Source organism: Sphingomonas arantia (genome assembly GCF_042682045.1).
Taxonomy (GTDB): Bacteria; Pseudomonadota; Alphaproteobacteria; order Sphingomonadales; family Sphingomonadaceae; genus Sphingomonas_R; species Sphingomonas_R arantia.
The window spans coordinates 1,085,787-1,103,040 of record NZ_JBHUGS010000001.1 but is presented as its reverse complement, the minus strand read 5'-3'; the positions used below and the strand labels follow the sequence as shown (position 1 = coordinate 1,103,040).

The 17,254-nt window shown below is 68.6% G+C and carries 17 protein-coding genes and 1 other annotated feature; of the genes, 9 read left to right on the top strand and 8 right to left on the bottom strand.

The window, feature by feature from the left end:
* Nucleotides 1-41 precede the first annotated feature (41 nt).
* From gspE to gspL, 3 genes are read right to left on the bottom strand one after another with little or no spacing between them, the layout of a single operon-like run.
* Nucleotides 42-1,583, bottom strand: coding sequence for a type II secretion system ATPase GspE (gspE, locus tag ACFSGX_RS05285; RefSeq protein WP_380928016.1), 1,542 nt, complete (start codon nt 1,581-1,583; stop codon nt 42-44).
* Nucleotides 1,580-2,065 carry a type II secretion system protein GspM gene (gspM, locus tag ACFSGX_RS05280; RefSeq protein ID WP_157175312.1) on the bottom strand — a complete coding sequence of 162 codons (486 nt, stop codon included), beginning with the start codon at nt 2,063-2,065 and terminating at the stop codon, nt 1,580-1,582. Before gspM ends, gspE begins: the two co-directional genes overlap by 4 nt.
* Nucleotides 2,065-3,243 carry a type II secretion system protein GspL gene (gspL, locus tag ACFSGX_RS05275; protein ID WP_380928014.1) on the bottom strand — a complete coding sequence of 393 codons (1,179 nt, stop codon included), beginning with the start codon at nt 3,241-3,243 and terminating at the stop codon, nt 2,065-2,067. Before gspL ends, gspM begins: the two co-directional genes overlap by 1 nt.
* An 88-nt stretch (nt 3,244-3,331) precedes the next feature.
* Between gspL and gspG the strand changes: the two genes are divergently transcribed.
* Genes gspG through gspD form a run of 5 tightly spaced genes read left to right on the top strand, consistent with a single transcriptional unit; the run spans nt 3,332 to nt 7,619 of the window.
* A complete protein-coding gene (gspG, locus tag ACFSGX_RS05270; RefSeq protein WP_380928012.1) occupies nt 3,332-3,760 on the top strand; it encodes a type II secretion system major pseudopilin GspG in 429 nt (142 codons plus the stop codon).
* Between the two features lie 14 nt (nt 3,761-3,774).
* On the top strand, nt 3,775-4,230 hold the full coding sequence (locus ACFSGX_RS05265) for a prepilin-type N-terminal cleavage/methylation domain-containing protein (RefSeq protein WP_380928010.1): 456 nt from the start codon (nt 3,775-3,777) through the stop codon (nt 4,228-4,230).
* On the top strand, nt 4,227-4,679 hold the full coding sequence (gene gspI / locus ACFSGX_RS05260) for a type II secretion system minor pseudopilin GspI (protein ID WP_380928008.1): 453 nt from the start codon (nt 4,227-4,229) through the stop codon (nt 4,677-4,679). The genes ACFSGX_RS05265 and gspI overlap by 4 nt, the downstream gene beginning before the upstream one ends.
* On the top strand, nt 4,676-5,515 hold the full coding sequence (locus ACFSGX_RS05255) for a type II secretion system protein N (protein WP_380928006.1): 840 nt from the start codon (nt 4,676-4,678) through the stop codon (nt 5,513-5,515). The genes gspI and ACFSGX_RS05255 overlap by 4 nt, the downstream gene beginning before the upstream one ends.
* Before the next feature lie 10 nt (nt 5,516-5,525).
* Nucleotides 5,526-7,619, top strand: a complete 2,094-nt coding sequence (gene gspD / locus ACFSGX_RS05250) for a type II secretion system secretin GspD (RefSeq protein WP_380928004.1) — start codon at nt 5,526-5,528, stop codon at nt 7,617-7,619.
* Nucleotides 7,620-7,703: 84 nt separating this feature from the next.
* On the opposite strand, the gene ACFSGX_RS05245 is transcribed toward gspD, so the two are convergent.
* Nucleotides 7,704-8,966, bottom strand: coding sequence for a reverse transcriptase domain-containing protein (locus tag ACFSGX_RS05245; protein WP_380928002.1), 1,263 nt, complete (start codon nt 8,964-8,966; stop codon nt 7,704-7,706).
* Nucleotides 8,967-9,461: 495 nt separating this feature from the next.
* Nucleotides 9,462-9,517 (top strand) — a sequence feature (sul1 is cis-regulatory element that is thought to sense ions involved in sulfur or methionine metabolism; They are found in Alphaproteobacteria).
* Nucleotides 9,518-9,589: 72 nt separating this feature from the next.
* Between ACFSGX_RS05245 and ACFSGX_RS05240 the strand changes: the two genes are divergently transcribed.
* On the top strand, nt 9,590-11,089 hold the full coding sequence (locus ACFSGX_RS05240) for a SulP family inorganic anion transporter (protein ID WP_380928000.1): 1,500 nt from the start codon (nt 9,590-9,592) through the stop codon (nt 11,087-11,089).
* Here the strand turns inward: ACFSGX_RS05240 and ACFSGX_RS05235 are convergent.
* From ACFSGX_RS05235 to ACFSGX_RS05220, 4 genes are read right to left on the bottom strand one after another with little or no spacing between them, the layout of a single operon-like run.
* Nucleotides 11,070-11,474, bottom strand: a complete 405-nt coding sequence (locus ACFSGX_RS05235) for a hypothetical protein (RefSeq protein WP_380927998.1) — start codon at nt 11,472-11,474, stop codon at nt 11,070-11,072. The genes ACFSGX_RS05240 and ACFSGX_RS05235 overlap by 20 nt on opposite strands.
* Nucleotides 11,474-11,902, bottom strand: a complete 429-nt coding sequence (locus ACFSGX_RS05230) for a hypothetical protein (protein ID WP_380927996.1) — start codon at nt 11,900-11,902, stop codon at nt 11,474-11,476. Before ACFSGX_RS05230 ends, ACFSGX_RS05235 begins: the two co-directional genes overlap by 1 nt.
* On the bottom strand, nt 11,899-12,663 hold the full coding sequence (locus tag ACFSGX_RS05225; protein ID WP_380927994.1) for a hypothetical protein: 765 nt from the start codon (nt 12,661-12,663) through the stop codon (nt 11,899-11,901). The genes ACFSGX_RS05230 and ACFSGX_RS05225 overlap by 4 nt, the downstream gene beginning before the upstream one ends.
* Before the next feature lie 10 nt (nt 12,664-12,673).
* Nucleotides 12,674-13,513, bottom strand: coding sequence for a GspE/PulE/PilB domain-containing protein (locus ACFSGX_RS05220; RefSeq protein WP_380927993.1), 840 nt, complete (start codon nt 13,511-13,513; stop codon nt 12,674-12,676).
* Between the two features lie 102 nt (nt 13,514-13,615).
* Here ACFSGX_RS05220 and ACFSGX_RS05215 point away from each other — a divergent pair, with 102 nt between their 5' ends.
* The 3 genes from ACFSGX_RS05215 (at nt 13,616) to ACFSGX_RS05205 (ending at nt 17,241) form a co-directional block, all read left to right on the top strand.
* Complete coding sequence (locus ACFSGX_RS05215) at nt 13,616-14,395, top strand: SDR family oxidoreductase (RefSeq protein WP_380927991.1); 780 nt, start codon at nt 13,616-13,618, stop codon at nt 14,393-14,395.
* 156 nt (nt 14,396-14,551) lie between these two features.
* Entirely contained in the window at nt 14,552-15,664 is a 1,113-nt protein-coding gene (locus ACFSGX_RS05210; protein WP_380927989.1) for a glycoside hydrolase family 130 protein, read from the top strand.
* Nucleotides 15,661-17,241, top strand: a complete 1,581-nt coding sequence (locus ACFSGX_RS05205; RefSeq protein WP_380927987.1) for an alpha-amylase family glycosyl hydrolase — start codon at nt 15,661-15,663, stop codon at nt 17,239-17,241. Before ACFSGX_RS05210 ends, ACFSGX_RS05205 begins: the two co-directional genes overlap by 4 nt.
* Nucleotides 17,242-17,254 lie beyond the last annotated feature (13 nt).

Genomic DNA, 17,254 nt, shown 5'->3' with positions numbered 1-17,254 from the left:
GTCGAGAACCCGACCCAACGGGGTGTGGGAACAACCAAAACTCACAAATCATCCCTCACCACGCGCGCAACCTCGTCCACCGACGTCAGCCCGCCGCGCACCTTCGCAATGCCATCGTCCAGCAAACTCGGCGACCGTTCCCGCGCCGCCGTCACCAGCGCCGCCTCCGACGCGCCATCGTGGATCAGCGCCTGCATCCGCTCGTCCACCGTCACCAGCTCGTAAAGCCCCAGCCGCCCGCGATACCCGTCACCGTGGCACGCCGCGCACCCGACCGCCCGGTACACCACATCGCCCACCGCGATCGCCCCGGACATCAGCGCCACGTCCCGCGGCCCCGCCACGTCCTCGACCCGGCACGCCTGACACAGCTTCCGCACCAGCCGCTGCGCGATCAGCCCGACGATCATCGGCGCGAGCAGATAGCGCTCCACCCCCATGTCGATAAGCCGCGTCACACTCCCGATCGCGCTGTTCGTGTGCAGCGTCGACAGCACGAAATGCCCCGTCATGCTCGATCGCACCGCCACCTCCGCGGTCTCATCGTCGCGGATCTCGCCCACCATGATGACGTCCGGATCCTGCCGCAGGATCGCACGCAGCCCCCGCGCGAACGTCAGCTCGGTCTTCGGATTGACCTGCGTCTGGCCGACACCCTCCAGCTCATATTCGATCGGATCCTCGACCGTCATGATGTTGCGCTGTCGGTCGTTCAGCCGCGTCAGCGCCGCATACAGCGTCGTCGTCTTGCCGCTACCCGTCGGCCCGGTGACCAGCACGATCCCGTGCGGCCGCTGCAGCAGCGTGTGGAAGACCCCGATGTCATGCTCGTTCATGCCGAGCGCCTTCAGGTCCAGCTGCGTCGCCCCGCGGTCGAGCAAACGCAGCACCACCCGCTCGCCATGCTGCGTCGGGATGGTCGAAACGCGCGCATCGATGTCGTACCCGCCGACCCGCAACGTCACGCGCCCGTCCTGCGGCACGCGCTTCTCCGCGATGTCGAGCTTGGCCATCACCTTGATCCGGCTCACCAGCAACGGCGCCAGCGCACGCTTCGGCTCCACCCGGTCGCGCAGCACGCCGTCGATCCGGAACCGCACGAGCAGCCGCTTCTCCTGCGTCTCGACATGAATGTCCGACGCGCCCTCCTTCACCGCCTCCAGCAGCAATGCGTTGATCAGCCGGATCACCGGCGAATCGTCGCGATTGTCGAGCAGATCGTCCACCGCCGACGCACTGTCGGCCAGCGCCGCCAGGTCGCTGTCGCTCGCCGACGCCGCATCCGACGCCTCCGTCGCGCTGTCGCGATACTGCGTGCTCAGCGCCGCATCGAACGCCGCATCGTCCAGAGGCACGATCGGCATCGCGTCGCCGAACAACCGCTGCACCTCCAGCATCGCCGCCAGCGACGGCGCACCGCGCGTCACGCACTCGCCCCCATCCGGCGTCGCCCGCACGATCACCCCGTGCCGGCGCGCAAAGCCATAAGGCAGCCCGGCGATCGCCACCGGCTCGGCCGGCTGCAACACCAGCACCTCGTCGGCCGCCACATCGACCACGTCGGTCACGATCACGTCGCTCATTCGCCCTGCACCACCAGTTGCACGTTGACCGTCCCCGGCGCCGTCCCGCGGTCCAGCCGCAGTTCGGCCAGCGTCACGCCGCCACCCGTCTCCAGATCCGCCAGCCAGCGGATCGTCGCGTCATAAGGCACGCCGTCCATCACGACGCGCGTCCGCCCGCCCTCCGGCTCGACACGCTGCACCGTCAGGCCGAAACCCGCCGCGGTCGTCGTCAGAATCTGGGCCACCGGCCCGGTCCGCGCGGTACCCGCCGGCCGCACCGCCGGCCCCGCCGCGACCAGCCCGGCGGACAGCGTCTCGTATGTCCGGATATCGGCCAGCGCCTGGCCGCGCGCCGCCTGCAACGGCTTCACGACCAGCACCAGCATCAGCGCGATCACCGCCACGCCGCCCAGCACCGCCAGCATCACGCGTTCGCGTGGCGATCGGTCCATCCACCACGACCGGCCACGCACCACATAAGGTTCGAACGGGATCGCCATCAGCCTGCCTCTCCCGTCGCCGATACCGCCGCATTGGCCCGCGTCTGGACCGTGATCTGCCCCTCGGCCCCGCCCGCCGCCGCGGTCCCGCCGCCGCCGCTCACCACCAGCCCTGCGCTACGCATCCGCGCCTCCACGCCCTGCACCGCCGCCAGGTCCGGCGCGCTCACGTCCAGCACGATCGTCCCCGCGCCCGCATCATAGGCCAGCGACCGCAACGTCACGCCCGCGCCCATCGCCTGCGAAATCCGCCCCATCATCGGCACGAACGTCGCCCCCGGCGTCGCATTCCCGCTGGGCAGCAGGTCCCCCGCTACCTCGGCCAAATCGCCGCTCGTCGACGTGCCCGGCGCGATCCGCTCGACGATCGCCGCGGTCTCCGCCTTCCGCTCGGCCGCCACGCGTTGCAGCGCGATCGTGTCCGCCGCCGCGATCGCCCCGTGCGCCAGCAGGCCGCAGCCCGCCACGATCGCCGCCCGCCGCCACAACCGCGACGTCGCCCGTCGCACGCGTGCAAACGCACCCTGCCGCAGGTCGATCGCCACGCTCGGCACGCCGACGACCGGCTCGGCCGCCGCCACGCCCGCAATCCCGTCCGGCAACGCCTCACCGTACAAGATACAGTCCGGCCGCCCCGCCACGCCCCAGATCGCCGCAAACCGCGCCGCCGGCACCGCAAAGCCGCCGCCGTCCGCCGTCCGCACCAGCACCCGGTCGCCGGTCCGCTCCACGCCCCACGCGCCCTCCGCCGGCAACGGCACAGCCAGCGCATCGGGCATCACCGCCGCATGGCCCAGCCCCGCCGCCTCGATCCGCGCGACCCACGCCGCCATCGTCGCGGTCGCGACCACACCCGCCAAATAGCGCCCCGGCCCGGTCTCGGTGCCCAGCGCCGCATGCACCGCCTCGATCGGTTCCGCGATCCGGTCCTCGATCGCGAACGGCAGCGCCGCCAGCCTTTGCCGTCGCGATGCCAGCGGCAGATCGACGACGGTCAGCAGCACCTGCTCGGTCGGCACCAGCACGACCGCACCGGTCCGCGCACCTTCGTCCGCGGCTTCGCGCACGAGAGGCGCACCGGTGCCGAGCACCCACACCCCACCCGGCCCCGCGGGCGGCATGAAGGCACGCAGACGGCGATAGTCGCGTTGATGGATCGCGTGTAACGTGACTTTCACATAAAGCCTTATTGGTGGTCCGATGACGACGTTGCCGACAGACACTAGCCTACCGCAGGCCCCACGGGTACTGCCCGAACAAAGACATTTGGGTGACAGTCAGGCCGGCTTGACGCTGGTCGAAATGATCGTCGTGCTGGCGATCATCGCGCTCGTCGCCGCGCTCATCGTCCCCAACGTCATCGGCCGCCCGGACGAGGCGCGCGTCACGGTCGCCCGCACCGATCTCAAGACGATCGCCGCCGCGCTCAAGATGTACCGCCTCGACAATGGCGACTACCCCTCGACGCAACAGGGGCTGACGGCGCTGGCCGAAAAGCCGTCCGGTGCGCCCGTGCCGACCAACTATGCCACCGAAGGCTATCTGCCGCAGGTCCCGATGGACCCGTGGGGCCGCCCCTATGCGTACAAGAACCCGGGCGAAAGCGGCAGCGGCTTCGACCTGTCCTCGCTCGGCAAGGACGGCCAGCCCGGCGGCGAAGGCCTCGACGCGGACCTGACCGAACGCCGCCGTTGACCGTCATGCGGCGCGTGCGACATCCGTCCGAAACCGGCATGACGCTGGTCGAAATGCTCGTGGTGCTCGTCATCATCGGCATTGCGGGCGGCGCCGTGACGCTCGGCATGGGCGCCGCCAACCGCGGCGCGAGTGCGGAAAACGAGGCGCGCCGGCTGTCCGCCCGCATCCGCATGGCCGCCGACGACGTCATGGTCACCGACCGCGCGGTCGCGTTCACAGCCGACGCCCGCGGCTACGGCTTCCTCGCGTGGGACGGCCGCCGCTGGGCCGCGTCCGATACCCCGCTACTCGCCCGCCACGACCTGCCTTCGGGCGTCACGCTGTCCGGCGTCACCCCCGCGCCCGTGCCGATCGGGATCGACGGCATGGGCGGCACCATCGACGCCCGCATCGGCTCCACCCGCGACAGCTGGCGCGTCCGCTACGACGGCATGACCGTCACGACGACGGCGGGCGCAGCATCGTGAACGGCACCGCACCCCTGCCCCCCACCCCGTTCGGTTCGAGCCTGTCGAGAACCCCGCGAAACGCCATTCCCGAGACCGAACAGGGCTTTTCGCTGATCGAGGCGCTCGTCGCGCTCCTCATCCTGGGCGTCGCCGCCGCCGGCCTGGTCCGCGCGGTCGAAAGCCACATCGACTCCATCGCCCGCCTCGAATCGCGCGCCGCCGCTGTCTGGGTCGCCGAAAACCGCCTGACCGAACTCGCGATCGGCGACACGGCGGGCGCTGCGGGTGCGGGAACGGTCGACATGCTCGGCCGACGCTGGCAGGTGCGCACCATGATCCGCACCAGCCCGGACCCCGACCTGTCCCGCATCGACGTCGCCGTGGGCCCGCCCGGCGCCGCGCCCATGGTCACGCTCGGCGGCTTCGTCGATCGCGGGCCGAAGATCGCACCGGTCCCCGCCGCATGACGATCCTGCGCGTCCCCCTCCGCCGCAGCCGTGCCGAAATCGGCGTCGATCTGTTCACCGGCGCGGTCATCGTGTCGGTCGCGATCGCGCTCGCCGGCCTCACCTGGCGCCTCACCGGCGAATCGGGTCTCCCGGCCCGCGCCGTCGCCTTCACGCCCGTCGCCCCGCCCCCGCCGGTCGACGTCGCCGCGATCGTCGCGGCCAGCCCGTTCGGCTCGGCCGCCCCCGTCGCGACCGCAGCCGCCGCCGGCAACCTCGTCCTGCGCGCCGTCATGTTCGCACGGCCCGCCAGCGCGTCGACCGCACTCGTCTCGGCCGGCGACACCCCCGCGGCGCTGCTCCACGTCGGCGACCCCGCCCCCGGCGGCGCGATCGTCGACAGCATCGCGATCGACCATATCCTGCTCCGCGGCCCGGCCGGGCTCCAGACGCTCGGCTTCCCGCAACCCGGCGCGCCACCGGCGGCCGCAGCCGGCACAGCCCCCGCCGCGCAACCGTTCGTCGGCCTGCCGACCGCCGCTACCCCCACGCCAGTCCCCTCCGCGCCGCTCGTCTTCTCGCCCCCGCCATCGGGGGCCGGCGCGCCGGCCGCGTTCCTCGACAGCATGGGTGCGACGCCGACCGACGGCGGCTACCGCATCGGCCCGGGCGCATCGCCCGCCATGCGCGCCGCGGGGCTCCAGCCCGGCGACCTCGTCGAACGCGTCAACGGCGCCGCCGTCGGTGACGCGAACCGCGATCGCGCCCTGTTCGCTTCCGCCGCCGCCGGCGGCCCGCTACGTGTAGAACTCGTCCGGAACGGCCGTCGCATCGCCGTATCGCTCCCGGCCCGGTGAAGGACCCCGCATGATCCGCCCGAACCGTTTCCTCGCCGCCGTGGCGCTCGCCACGCTGTTGCCCGTCGCTCCTTCCTCCGCGCAGGGCCCCGTCGCGGACGTGGTCGTCAACATGCGCGACGTCGAAATTGCCGACGTCGCCGAACAGATCAGCCGCATCACCGGCCGCACGCTGATCCTCGATCCCGCGGTCAAGGGCCGGGTCAACGTCACCTCCGCCGAACCGCTCAGCGTCGGCGGCGTCTGGGAACTGTTCCAGTCCGTCCTCCGCGTCCAGGGGTTCGCCGCGGTCCGCTCCGGCCGCAGCTGGCGCATCATCCCTCAGGCGAACGCGATCCGCGACGGCGGCAGCTCTGCCCTGCGCGGCAATGCCGGCGCGCAGGACGTCGTCACCCGCCTCATCCGCCTCCGCAATCTCCAGCCGGAGGCCGCGGTCCGCGTCTTCCGCCCGCTCATCGCCAGCTTCGGCACGATCGAGGCCGTGACCAATCCCGACGCCGTCGTCGTCACCGACTATGCCGAAAATGTCCGCCGCATCGAACGGCTCGCCGCCTCGCTCGACAGCGGCGGCGGTGCCTCGTTCGACAGCATCACGCTGCGCAACGGCTCCGCACGCGACGTCGCCACCGCGATCCAGGCGGTCATGGGCGACAATGGCGCAAAGGTCGTCGCCGACGAACGCAGCAACATCGTCCTGGTCCGCGGCGATGCGTCCGCCCTGGCGGAGGCGCGGCGCATGGCCCGGCTGCTCGACCAGCCCGGCGGCGCGACCCCCATCACGCGCGTTTTCCGGCTGACCAACGGCGACGCCGAATCGATCACGCTCGTCCTGCGCGGCCTGCTCGGCGATGGATCCGCCCAGGCCGACAACCCCGTCGCGCGCAGCCTGGCCGGCTCCTCGATCGGCGCGGGCGGCCTCGGCGGCGGCAGCAATCTCGGCGGCGGGATCGGCCCGTCGCTGTCCGCCGCTGGCGGCTCCGCACTCGGGGCCGCGGCATCCGGCGGCAGTGCGGGCCTCGGCTCGCTGCTCGGCGCATCCGGCGGCGGCAACACCGGTGCCGGCGGACAGCGTCAGGCCGTCCAGGGCTTCTCCACCCCCGAACTCGCGGTGCAGCCCGCGCCGGAGATCAACGCCATCGTCGCGCGCGGCACGCCCACCGCGATCGCCGCGCTCGAACCGCTGATCGCCGATCTCGACGTCCGCCGGCCGCAGGTGCTGATCGAGGCCGCGATCGTCGAGATCACCGGCGACCAGGCCGAATCGCTCGGCATCCAGCTCGGCGTCGGCGCCGCCGCCATCACCGGGGCGGACGGCCTGTCCAACTCGTCGACCACGCTCGGCCTCCCGCTCAGCTCTCTGCTGTCCGCGATCAATCCGGTCGCGGCCGCCGGCGTGCTCAGCAACGGGCTGACCGGCAATCTCGGCATCGGCAACAGCTTCAACATCCTGCTCCAGGCGATCGGCACGTCCAGCCGCGCGAACCTGCTCTCCACGCCCAGCGTCACCACGCTCGACAACGAAGTTGCGCAGATCGTCGTCGGCCAGAACGTCCCCTTCCGCACCGGCAGCTTCGCGACCGACGGCAACAGCACCAACCCGTTCACGACGATCGAACGGCAGGACGTCGGCATCACGCTCCGCGTCATCCCGCGCATCCTGCAGGGCAACGTCGTCCGGCTGGAGGTCAGCCAGGAGGTCTCCTCGCTCGTCGGTGCGGTATCAGGCGCCGCCGATCTCATCACCAACCGCCGCGCGATCCAGACGAAGGTGCTCGCCGACAATGGCGGCACCATCGTGCTCGGCGGCCTCATCACCGACGACCGCGAAAGCAGCCGCAGCCAGGTCCCGGTGCTCGGCGACGTCCCCGTCCTCGGCAACCTGTTCAAGAGCCGCACGACCAGCCGCACGAAGCGTACGCTGTTCGTCTTCCTCAAACCCACCATCCTGCGCGACAAGGCCAGCGCCGACACCGCCACCGACCGCCAGTACGCCCGCCTCCGCGGCGAAGAAGCCAACATCGAACTCCGCCCCCGCCCCGGCGACAGCCCCCTCCTCCGCCCCACCGGCCCGAGGCTGACGACGGAGATTAATGGGTTGTATTGATAATTGCGGAATTCGACATCTGGCCTGAGGCCAAATCTATAATCAGATCTCAGCTAATTCAGCTGCTACGTTTGATGTTCTGGACTAGTCTTTCTTCGGCTTGGATGGTCCGCGTAGCCGAGTTATTTCCCTATTCATAAATTTGTGGAGCTTTCGCGCCTGACCGCGAAGCGCAGCTGAATCTAAGGTCACCGCCGATTTCTCAGCATAGGCGAGGAAGTTTCTTGCCCCGGTCGTCGTGAACCGCATGCGTAACTTTCGTGTGTATATCTGCTTGGCTTTCCCGGACTTCATTGCGGCCAAGCCAACACGCTCAGTCTTCTTCACCGCTCTCTTAGCAGTGCGCCACTGGCGAGAAAGTGACTTAAGCCTAATTCTGGCTTCAACGTGGCCCAGCTGATAGCCTAGATATTGGAACGTGGATCCATTTTCGGAATTACAGAGCGTAACAATTTCCGTCTTTTTGTCTTGAAGCGTTAACCCATGTTCATTCAATTTATCTCGAACCATAGATCGAAACATAGATCGAAACATATTCGCTAAACTTGGGCAACAGGCAATTAGGATGTCGTCCGAATAACGCTGGTAAAGTGCGTTGTGCTTGACAGCCTCCGCTGCCACCTCCTGATCAAACTCGGTAAGATAAAGATTTGATAAGCTGGCACTAATCGGCGTTCCTTGTGGGATGCCAATGGCGTTTAGGTTTTTGTGGATTGGCACACCAAGCTTCTTTAGGTCGACGATTGTCGCAAGCGGATGGTGTTTGCGTTCTTTTAAACGCTTTGCAAGCTCATCGTGCTTTTTTATATCAACTAGGTCAATGTAACGATACCGTGTTACCGCCCGCAGGACTGCAAACCAATCCGAGCTTAATTCCTCGTCACCAATTATCCATTTAAGCCTAGACTTAAGCCTTCGGTGGTCCAAGTTATCGAAGAATCCAGTTACATCGAAACACATTACCGTAAGGGCGGACTGTTGCCGCACGAAATCTTCGACCCGCTTAGCGAAGTGATAATTAGATTGTCCTAGCGAACGATACGCGATTACCGTCTCGTTCAGATCATTCGCTATATACCACTGGTCCAATCGCTTTACGAGATCAGCCGAGTATTTCGACAGAACACACGCATCACGATGAGACGCGAACATAATTGACCGCTGTTTCGCTACGGTTTTATGCTCATCGACTTTGTAGCGTTTCTCGCTTTTGACGTAGTGTATCAAGGGCGACCACGTATGCGCAGCGACGCTCGCGGCATTCAATGACGCTGCATAAGCCACCTTTACTGGCATATCGAGATGAAGGTAGCCGCGCTGGCGGAACCACGAGGGCTGAGATGACATCTATTAGATGTACCAGTAGCAGAGTCCGGAGGCCAGTCTTGACCCGAAACCCCAACCTAAGCTGGATGCCTCCGGACGCACACCACAATCCACCTCTGTTACACCTTTTAAAAGGCTGCTCGTCGATGCGGGTCTAGAACGCTAAGTGGTATAATAGAATCGAAGAGGTTGTCCGAGGCATGCTCATGAACCAGATCGTCGAACTCGCGGATTGGCATGTCCTCGGCATCGCCGTGGTCATGTTGCTCGTATTGCGGGTTGCACGTTGCAACGATTGTATCCGTCAGCCAATCCTGGGGACCTCCTGTTTATAAGGCGGGTTCTGTCATCAGCCAAGCTCAAACATACCGGTCCACAGATGTTTATGATCGTCCCCCAGACGCAATTTAATCTTCATAATAAACCGTAGAACTGGCCTTTGTAGAAGCGAGCAGCCCCGTATCGGCGCCAGCCTTGCCCCCCGCCCCGCAATCCGCTAACCGCCGCAGCACTCACTAGGAGCCCGGTGCAAATCCGGGTGGCTATTCCGGCCGCCGATCCGCCGGACAACGCGAATGCGCATGCTTGGATTTACCGCCGGTCGACACCGGGCGGTCCCGCTGCGCGGTCTGCGAGTTTTTCACATGACATCTGCTTTATCCCGCTACCGGGCCGAATGGTTTGACGGTCTCGGCGGCGTGCGTCGCGACACGCTGGCCGGCATGGTCGCCACCTTCGCGCTCATTCCGGAGGTGATCGCCTTCGCGTTCGTCGCCGGCATCGATCCGGAGGTGGGGTTGTTCGCCTCCTTCGTCATCGGCATCGTCATCGCGCTGGTCGGCGGCCGCCCGGCCATGATCTCGGGCGCCGCCGGATCGGTCGCGCTGGTCGTGGCCGCCCTCGTCCACAGTCACGGCCTGCAATATCTGCTCGCCGCGACGGTCCTGGCCGGCCTGTTCCAGATCCTGTTCGGGCTGTGCAAGCTCGACATCCTCATGCGGTTCGTGTCGAAATCGGTCCGCACCGGCTTCGTCAACGCGCTCGCCATCCTGATCTTCTCCGCGCAGCTGCCGCAGCTGATCGACGTCAGCTGGCATACCTACGCGATGGTCGCCGGCGGCCTCGCGATCATCTACCTGCTGCCGCGGGTGACCACCGTCATCCCCTCGCCGCTCGTCTGCATCGTCGTGCTGACGATCGTGGCGACGCTGTTCCCGATGCCGGTCGCCACGATCGCCGATCTCGGCCGGCTGCCCGCGTCGTTGCCCAGCTTCGCCTTCCCCAATGTCCCGCTCGGCTGGGATACGCTCCGAATCGTCGCGCCCTACGCGTTCGCCATGGCGGCGGTCGGCCTGCTCGAATCGATGATGACCGCGGGCGTCGTCGACGAACTGACCGAGACGGGCAGCGACAAGGCGCGCGAATGCACCGGCCTCGGCGTCGCCAATGTCGCGGCCGGGCTGTTCGGCGGCATTGCCGGCTGCGGCATGATCGGCCAGACGGTCGGCAATGTCCGCTACGGCGGGCGTGGTCGGCTGTCGACCTTGGTCGCGGGCGTGTTCCTGCTTATCGTCATGGTCCCGCTCCGCCCCTGGGTGGCGCAGGTGCCCGTCGCCGCCCTCGTCGCGATCATGATCATGGTGTCGATCAGCACCTTCTCATGGGGCTCCCTCCGCGATCTGGCGCGCCATCCGAAGGTGTCGGGCGTCGTCATGCTGGCGACCGTCGCCGTGACTGTCGCGACGCACGATCTGTCGGCCGGCGTCATGGTCGGCGTGGCGCTCAGCGGCGTGTTCTTCGCGTTCAAGGTGACGCGCATGATGGACGTGGCGGTCGATCACGACGCGGCCACCGACACGCGGATCTACACCGTGTCGGGCCAGGTCTTCTTCGCCAGCGCGGATATCTTCGCGGACAAGTTCGACCTGCGCGAAACCGCCCGCGCGGTGCGGATCGATCTGACCGCCGCGCATCTGTGGGATGTCACCGCGGTCGGCGCGTTGCAGCATGTCGTGACGATGTTGCAACGCCACGGCACGCAGGTTCAGGTCGTCGGCCTGAACCAGGCGAGCGCGATCCTCGTCGATCGCCACGCGCCACTGACCGACGTCGAGGCCGGCCCGGTCATTCCCCGGCCAGCCTGACCCGCACCCGCTCCGTGCCCCGCGCGAACACCGCGCGGTCCGCGGCCAGCCCCTCCAGCCGCCAGGTGCCGGCCAGCTCGCCCACTGCGACCGGCCGGCTCCGTCCGTCCGCGTCGCGGACCAGCGCCACCGCCGCATCGGGCAACCGCCCGACCACGCCGACCAGCACCGGCGCATCGCCCTCCCCGCCCGCCACGACGTCAGCGACGGACGGATCGTCGAGCCCACCCCCGAACAACCGCCGCGTCGGCGCGCTGACCGGAACCGGCCGCAACACAGCCGCTGCCGAAGCGACGGGCACCACCGACACCGCCACACGGTTCCACAACAGGATGACGGGCACGAGGAGCGCCACCGCCCCCGCGATCCAGGTCGCACGCCGCATCACCGCCCCCGCCGATCGGGCGACCAGACCAGAGCCGTCCCCTCGAACCGCAACCGGTCCGCCGCCCCCGGCTCCGCGCGCAACCGCCAGTCCGCAAAGCGCACCGCCGGCCGCCCGCTCTCCAGCGCCGCCAGCAGCGCGCGCATCGCCGCCTCGGGCCCGACCAGCGTCACCAGCGCCCGAGCCCGCCCGCGGACCCGCCCCGCCGCCGACAACCGCAGCACGCTCACCCCCGACCCCACCGCCGCCGCCCGCACCAGCGCCACGGGGTCGCCATCCGCCCGCACTGGCCGCGGCGCCCGCACCACCGCCAGCATCGCCGCCTCGCGCAGCCGCACGCCGTTCAACCGCCGCACCATCGCCGCCCCCCACAGCGACGCGCCAAGCACCAGCGCCGCCAGCACCCCGAACCGGACCATGTCCTTCATGGTCGCCCCGTCCACTGGTCAATCCGCATCGTCATGCGGATCCCGCGGTCCGCCACCATCTCCTGCGACACCGTCCGTGCCCGCCGCAACATCGCATCGCGCCCCAACGCATCGCGCAGCACCACCGGATCGGTCGTATCGATCGCGAACTCCACCACACCGCCCGCCCCCATGCCGGCCGAATGCAACGTCGCCCCCGCCGGCAAAACCTCGTCCAGCCGCCCCAGCACCTCGCTCACCCCCGGCCGCGCAAACACCGCCACCGCGCCCGCCTGCGCCGCCACATCCGCCGCGCGCGCATCCGCCAGCGGCGCCAACCGCGCGATCCGCGCCTCCCCCGCCCGCGCCAGCACCCAGCCACCGACACCGGTCAGCAACGGCACCACCACCAGCAACCACAACCACGCCGGCTGCTCCGCAGGCACGTCCGCCGTCACTACGATGCCGTCCGCGATCACCGCCCCCGGCACGACATCCTCCGCCCGCAAATCGGCCAGCACCACATCCACCCGATCGCGATGCGCCATCGCCACCCGCACGAGGCCATCCTCGCCAGCCTCAAACCCCCAGTATAACCGCCCCAAAGCCACCGGCGCCCGCCCCGCCAAAGCCCGCGCCACCGCCGCCCGCGTCACCGCCCCGGGCACATCGACCACCAACGACAACACATCCGCCGCATCCAACCGAACCGCCACAGCGTCCGCGCGCAACGCCGCCAAGCCCTCAGCAGAGCCGTCGACCGCCCCCGCGTCCATCGTCACAGGCGCGCCCTCAACCAAGCCGCACCACCACCAGCACGGCCAGCACGAGCAGCATCGCCACCGCCGCCCGCCCGCCCGCATCGCGGATCGTCAGCAGAGCGCGGTCCTGCACCGCCGCGATCACCGGCACCACCGCACCACCAGCCGCCACCCGGTCACGCTCGGCCGGCGTAACCGATGCCACATCCGTCCCCACCGCCAGCGCACGACCATCCCGCCGCGCCCCGGACCACGCCACCACCGCACCACGCATCGGCAACACCGCCGGCAGCAAAGCCAAACTCCACATCCCGACCGTCACCACCGCCACGATCGCAACCAGCGCCACCAGGGCAACCGCCTGGCGCAAAGCCGCCCCACACTCCAACTCACACCGCATTGCCGCCGCCACCGCGGGCAAATCAGCAGACGCACCACCAACCTCGTCCCACCCGGCCGGCAAAGCCCCCGCCACAATCCGATCGAGCAGCTCCGCCCGCTCCGGATGCAACGCCCGCACCCGCGCCACTGCGGGTTCGAGTTCCACCCCGTCCGCCACCAACTGCGCGACCATCTCGACCGCCAGCCAGTCACCCGACCGATCCCCGCCGATCGCCCCGAACAACCCAGCAGCCAGACTCGGCGCAGGCCGCGCAACCGGCGCGGCAACCTCGACCTCAGCAGCCTGCGCTACCACCGGCCGCCGCGCGGCAAAGGCCAGCGTCGCGATCAGCGCCTGATCCTCCGGGTCGGGCATCGTCACCACCAGCCGCCCGTCCGTCACCGCGACCGGCACGATCCCGTGCGCGCGCAGGAACGCCGGGTCGATATCCCCCAGGTCGGCTGGCGTCGGCGGGGGCAAGCGTGACATCGCGTCCGCATAGCGCGGACCGGGGGCGCTCCGCCAGACCGGCATTGCCCAACCCGCGGCGCTGCACCAAGGTCGCACCCGAACCGCCCGAGGGAAGCGCCCATGAACCTGAACATCGCCGATCGCACCGCCATCGTCTGCGCGTCCAGCCGCGGGCTCGGCCGGGCCTGCGCACTCGAACTCGCCCGCGCAGGCGCCCGCGTCGTCATCAACGGCCGCGACGCCGACAAACTGGAGGCCACCGCCGCCGAGATCCACCAGGAAACCGGTGCGGACGTCATCGCCGTCGCCGCCGACCTGTCGACCGAGGCCGGCCGCACCGCCATCCTCGCCGCCGTGCCGCACGTCGATATCCTCGTGAACAACAATGGCGGCCCGCCCGCGCGCGATTTCCGGATGGTCGACCGCGACGCCATGCTGACCGGGCTGGAGGCGAACATGATCGCCCCCGCCTTGCTCGTCCGCGCCGTAATCGACGGCATGGTCGACCGCCGCTTCGGCCGGATCGTCAACATCACCTCCGGCTCGGTCAAGATGCCGCTTGCCGGCCTCGACCTGTCCAGCGGCGCGCGCGCCGGCCTCACCGGCTACCTCGCCGGCGTCGCCCGCTCGGTCGCGCACGCCAATGTCACGATCAACCATCTCCTGCCGGGCAGCTTCGACACCGACCGCATCACCTCGCTCGTCGCGGGGCAGGCCAAGGCATCGGGCCGCCCCGCCGCCGACATCCTGGCCGACCGCCTGGCCACCATCCCCGCCAAACGGCTCGGCACGCCCGCCGAATTCGGCGCCGCCTGCGCCTTCCTCTGCTCCGACATGGCCGGCTACATCACCGGCCAGAGCCTCCTCATCGACGGCGGCATCTTCCCCGGCATCATGTAACCGGCTCCACGCGCACGCACCGCACCCCCGCGGATGCGGGGGTCCAGCTGAGCGTCCGGACCCAAGGTGCCGTACTTCGACGCCACCCTGGACCCCCGCATCCGCGGGGGTACAACACCCGGCATCCGAGCAAGCCGAACCACAGGTCAACCCAGCATGCACGACGCGCTCATCTTCACCCCCGCCGACGTCGACCTGTCGCGCTCCCCGCTCCGCGCCACGCTCGACGCGACCACCTACGTGCTCGGCGCGTTCAACCCCGGCTTCACCCGGCTCCCCTCCGGCAACCTCCTCATGATGGTCCGCATCGCCGAGGCCCTCTCCGAACCGGTCGTTGACGACCACGTCCGCGCCATCCGCTGGACACCGACCGGCTACGTCCTCGACGCGCACCCGCTCGCCAATGTCGACATGGCCGACCCCCGCCAGTTCGAACTGCGCGGCCGCCCGCACCGCATGCTCGGCCTCACCTCGCTCTCCTGGCTGCTCCCCGTCGAACTCGGCCCCACCGGCCGCCAGATCGTTGCCACCCACTATGACCGCGCCATCGCCCCCGCTGCCGGCTACCAGGACTACGGCGTGGAGGACGCCCGCATCAGCCGGATCGGCGACCGTTGGTACATGACCACCTGCTCGGTCAGCGCGGAACGCCACAGCACCACGCTCCACGTCTCCGACAACGGGCTCGACTACCGGCTCGAAGGGATCGTGCTCGATCACCAGAACAAGGACATGCTCCTGTTCGAAGGGCTGATCGACGGCGCCTACCACGCGCTCACCCGCCCGCTCGGCGAGGTCTATTTCGCCTACCCGCCCGAAAGCCCCTATGCCGGCGGCCCCGCGATCAACCTCGCCCGCTCGCCCGACGCGCTCCACTGGCGCCCGCTCTCCGCCCCCGGCCTGCGCGCGCGCAAAGGCAGCATGTCCGCCATGAAGATCGGCGGCGGCACACCCCCCATCCTCACACCCGCCGGCTGGCTGATGCTCTACCACGGCGTCGAAACCCGTGAGAAAGTCGGCATCTACCGCACCTTCTGGGCACTACTCGACGCGACAGACCCGACCAAAATCGTCAGGATCGAGGACACCACCCCGCTGATCGAGGCCTCCCCCACCCTCACCGCCCCGATCGCCGACCTGCTTTACCTCCCCACCCCGGTCGTGTTCACCACCGGCATCGTCGACGCCGGCGACCACTATATCGTCGCCAGCGGAGAGGCCGACCTCGCCTGCCGCATCACCCATCTGCCAAAGGCGCTGTTCGCATGACCGACTGGTGGAAGTCCGCGGTCCTCTACCAGGTCTATCCGCGCTCGTTCCAGGACAGCGACGGGGACGGCATCGGCGACCTCAACGGCATTCGCGCCCGGCTTGATCACTTCCTCGCACTCGGCATCGACGCGGTCTGGATCTCACCGATCTTCCCCTCGCCGATGGCCGATTTCGGCTACGACGTCGCCGACTATACCGGCATCGATATACGCTTCGGCACGCTGGCGGACTTCGACGCGCTCGTCGCCGCCGCCCACGCCCGCGGCCTGAAACTGCTGCTCGATTTCGTCCCCAACCACAGTTCGGACCGGCACCCCTGGTTCGTGGAAAGCCGGTCGAGCCGCACCAACCCGAAACGCAACTGGTATCTCTGGGCCGATCCCGCGCCCGACGGCGGCCCGCCCAACAACTGGATCAGCGATTTCGGCGGTTCCACCTGGACCTACGACGACCGCACCGGCCAATATTACGAACATGCCTTCCTGGCCGAACAGCCCGACCTCAACTGGCGCAACCCGGATCTGCGCGCCGCGATGTACGCCGCGATGCGCTTCTGGTTCGACCGCGGCGTCGACGGCTTCCGCATCGATGTCCTGTGGCACATGGTGAAGGCCGCCGGCTTTCCCGATAATCCACCCAACCCGGACTATCGCCCCGGCATGGGCGAAATGCACCGCGTGCTGCAAACCAACAGCACCGACCAGCCCGAGGTCCACGCCATCGCCGCCGAGATGCGCGCGGTCGCCGACGAATATTCGGACCGCGTCCTGATCGGCGAGATCTACCTGCCCGTCCCCGACCTCATGGCCTATTACGGCACGCCAGAGCGCCCGGAGGTCCAGCTCCCCTTCAACTTCCAGCTGATCGATGCCGCCTGGGACGCCCCCACCCTCCACCGCATCATCGCGGAGTACGAGGCCGCCCTCCCCCCCGGGGCCTGGCCCAACTGGGTCCTCGGCAACCACGACCGCCCCCGCGTCGCCACCAAGCGCGGCCAGGCGCAAGCGCGCGTCGCCGCCATGCTCCTCCTCACCCTCCGCGGCACGCCGACGCTCTACTATGGCGACGAACTCGGCCTCGAAGACGTCGCGATCCCCGCCGAACTCGTCCAGGACCCCCGCGAACTCCGCGAACCGGGCATCGGCCTCGGCCGCGACCCTGTCCGCACCCCCATGCCATGGGACGCGAGCGAAGGCGCAGGCTTCACCACCGCCACCCCCTGGCTCCCGCTCAACCCCGACCACGCCACCCGCAACGTCGCGACGCAGGCGGGGGATACCCATTCAATGCTGGGCCTCTACCGGTTTCTACTTGCGCTGCGTCGTGCCTGGATACCCGCAGATGCGGCACTGACTTTGCTGGATGCCGACGACGCCATACTGTCATACAAGCGGGGCGACGACATTCTTGTCATCCTCAATCTGACCGATCAGATCGCTAATGGTCCGCCCCTAGATGGCGAATGGCACCTGCTCGTTTCCACTGTCTCGCCATCTGTTGTCACCGCGCCACTAAACCCAAACGAAGGCCGAATTCTGTTGCGGTCCAGTTCCCCGGCGCAGGCCGGGGCCTAGACGCCACCGCTTC

Excerpts from the sequence above, each read along its gene's own strand:
- gspE (WP_380928016.1), bottom strand. The coding sequence starts at position 1,583 with ATGAGCGACGTGATCGTGACCGACGTGGTCGATGTGGCGGCCGACGAG.
- gspM (WP_157175312.1), bottom strand. The coding sequence starts at position 2,065 with ATGGCGATCCCGTTCGAACCTTATGTGGTGCGTGGCCGGTCGTGGTGG.
- ACFSGX_RS05255 (WP_380928006.1), top strand. The coding sequence starts at position 4,676 with ATGACGATCCTGCGCGTCCCCCTCCGCCGCAGCCGTGCCGAAATCGGC.
- gspD (WP_380928004.1), top strand. The coding sequence starts at position 5,526 with ATGATCCGCCCGAACCGTTTCCTCGCCGCCGTGGCGCTCGCCACGCTG.
- ACFSGX_RS05245 (WP_380928002.1), bottom strand. The coding sequence starts at position 8,966 with ATGTCATCTCAGCCCTCGTGGTTCCGCCAGCGCGGCTACCTTCATCTC.
- ACFSGX_RS05240 (WP_380928000.1), top strand. The coding sequence starts at position 9,590 with ATGACATCTGCTTTATCCCGCTACCGGGCCGAATGGTTTGACGGTCTC.
- ACFSGX_RS05235 (WP_380927998.1), bottom strand. The coding sequence starts at position 11,474 with ATGCGGCGTGCGACCTGGATCGCGGGGGCGGTGGCGCTCCTCGTGCCC.
- ACFSGX_RS05230 (WP_380927996.1), bottom strand. The coding sequence starts at position 11,902 with ATGAAGGACATGGTCCGGTTCGGGGTGCTGGCGGCGCTGGTGCTTGGC.
- ACFSGX_RS05220 (WP_380927993.1), bottom strand. The coding sequence starts at position 13,513 with ATGTCACGCTTGCCCCCGCCGACGCCAGCCGACCTGGGGGATATCGAC.
- ACFSGX_RS05215 (WP_380927991.1), top strand. The coding sequence starts at position 13,616 with ATGAACCTGAACATCGCCGATCGCACCGCCATCGTCTGCGCGTCCAGC.
- ACFSGX_RS05210 (WP_380927989.1), top strand. The coding sequence starts at position 14,552 with ATGCACGACGCGCTCATCTTCACCCCCGCCGACGTCGACCTGTCGCGC.
- ACFSGX_RS05205 (WP_380927987.1), top strand. The coding sequence starts at position 15,661 with ATGACCGACTGGTGGAAGTCCGCGGTCCTCTACCAGGTCTATCCGCGC.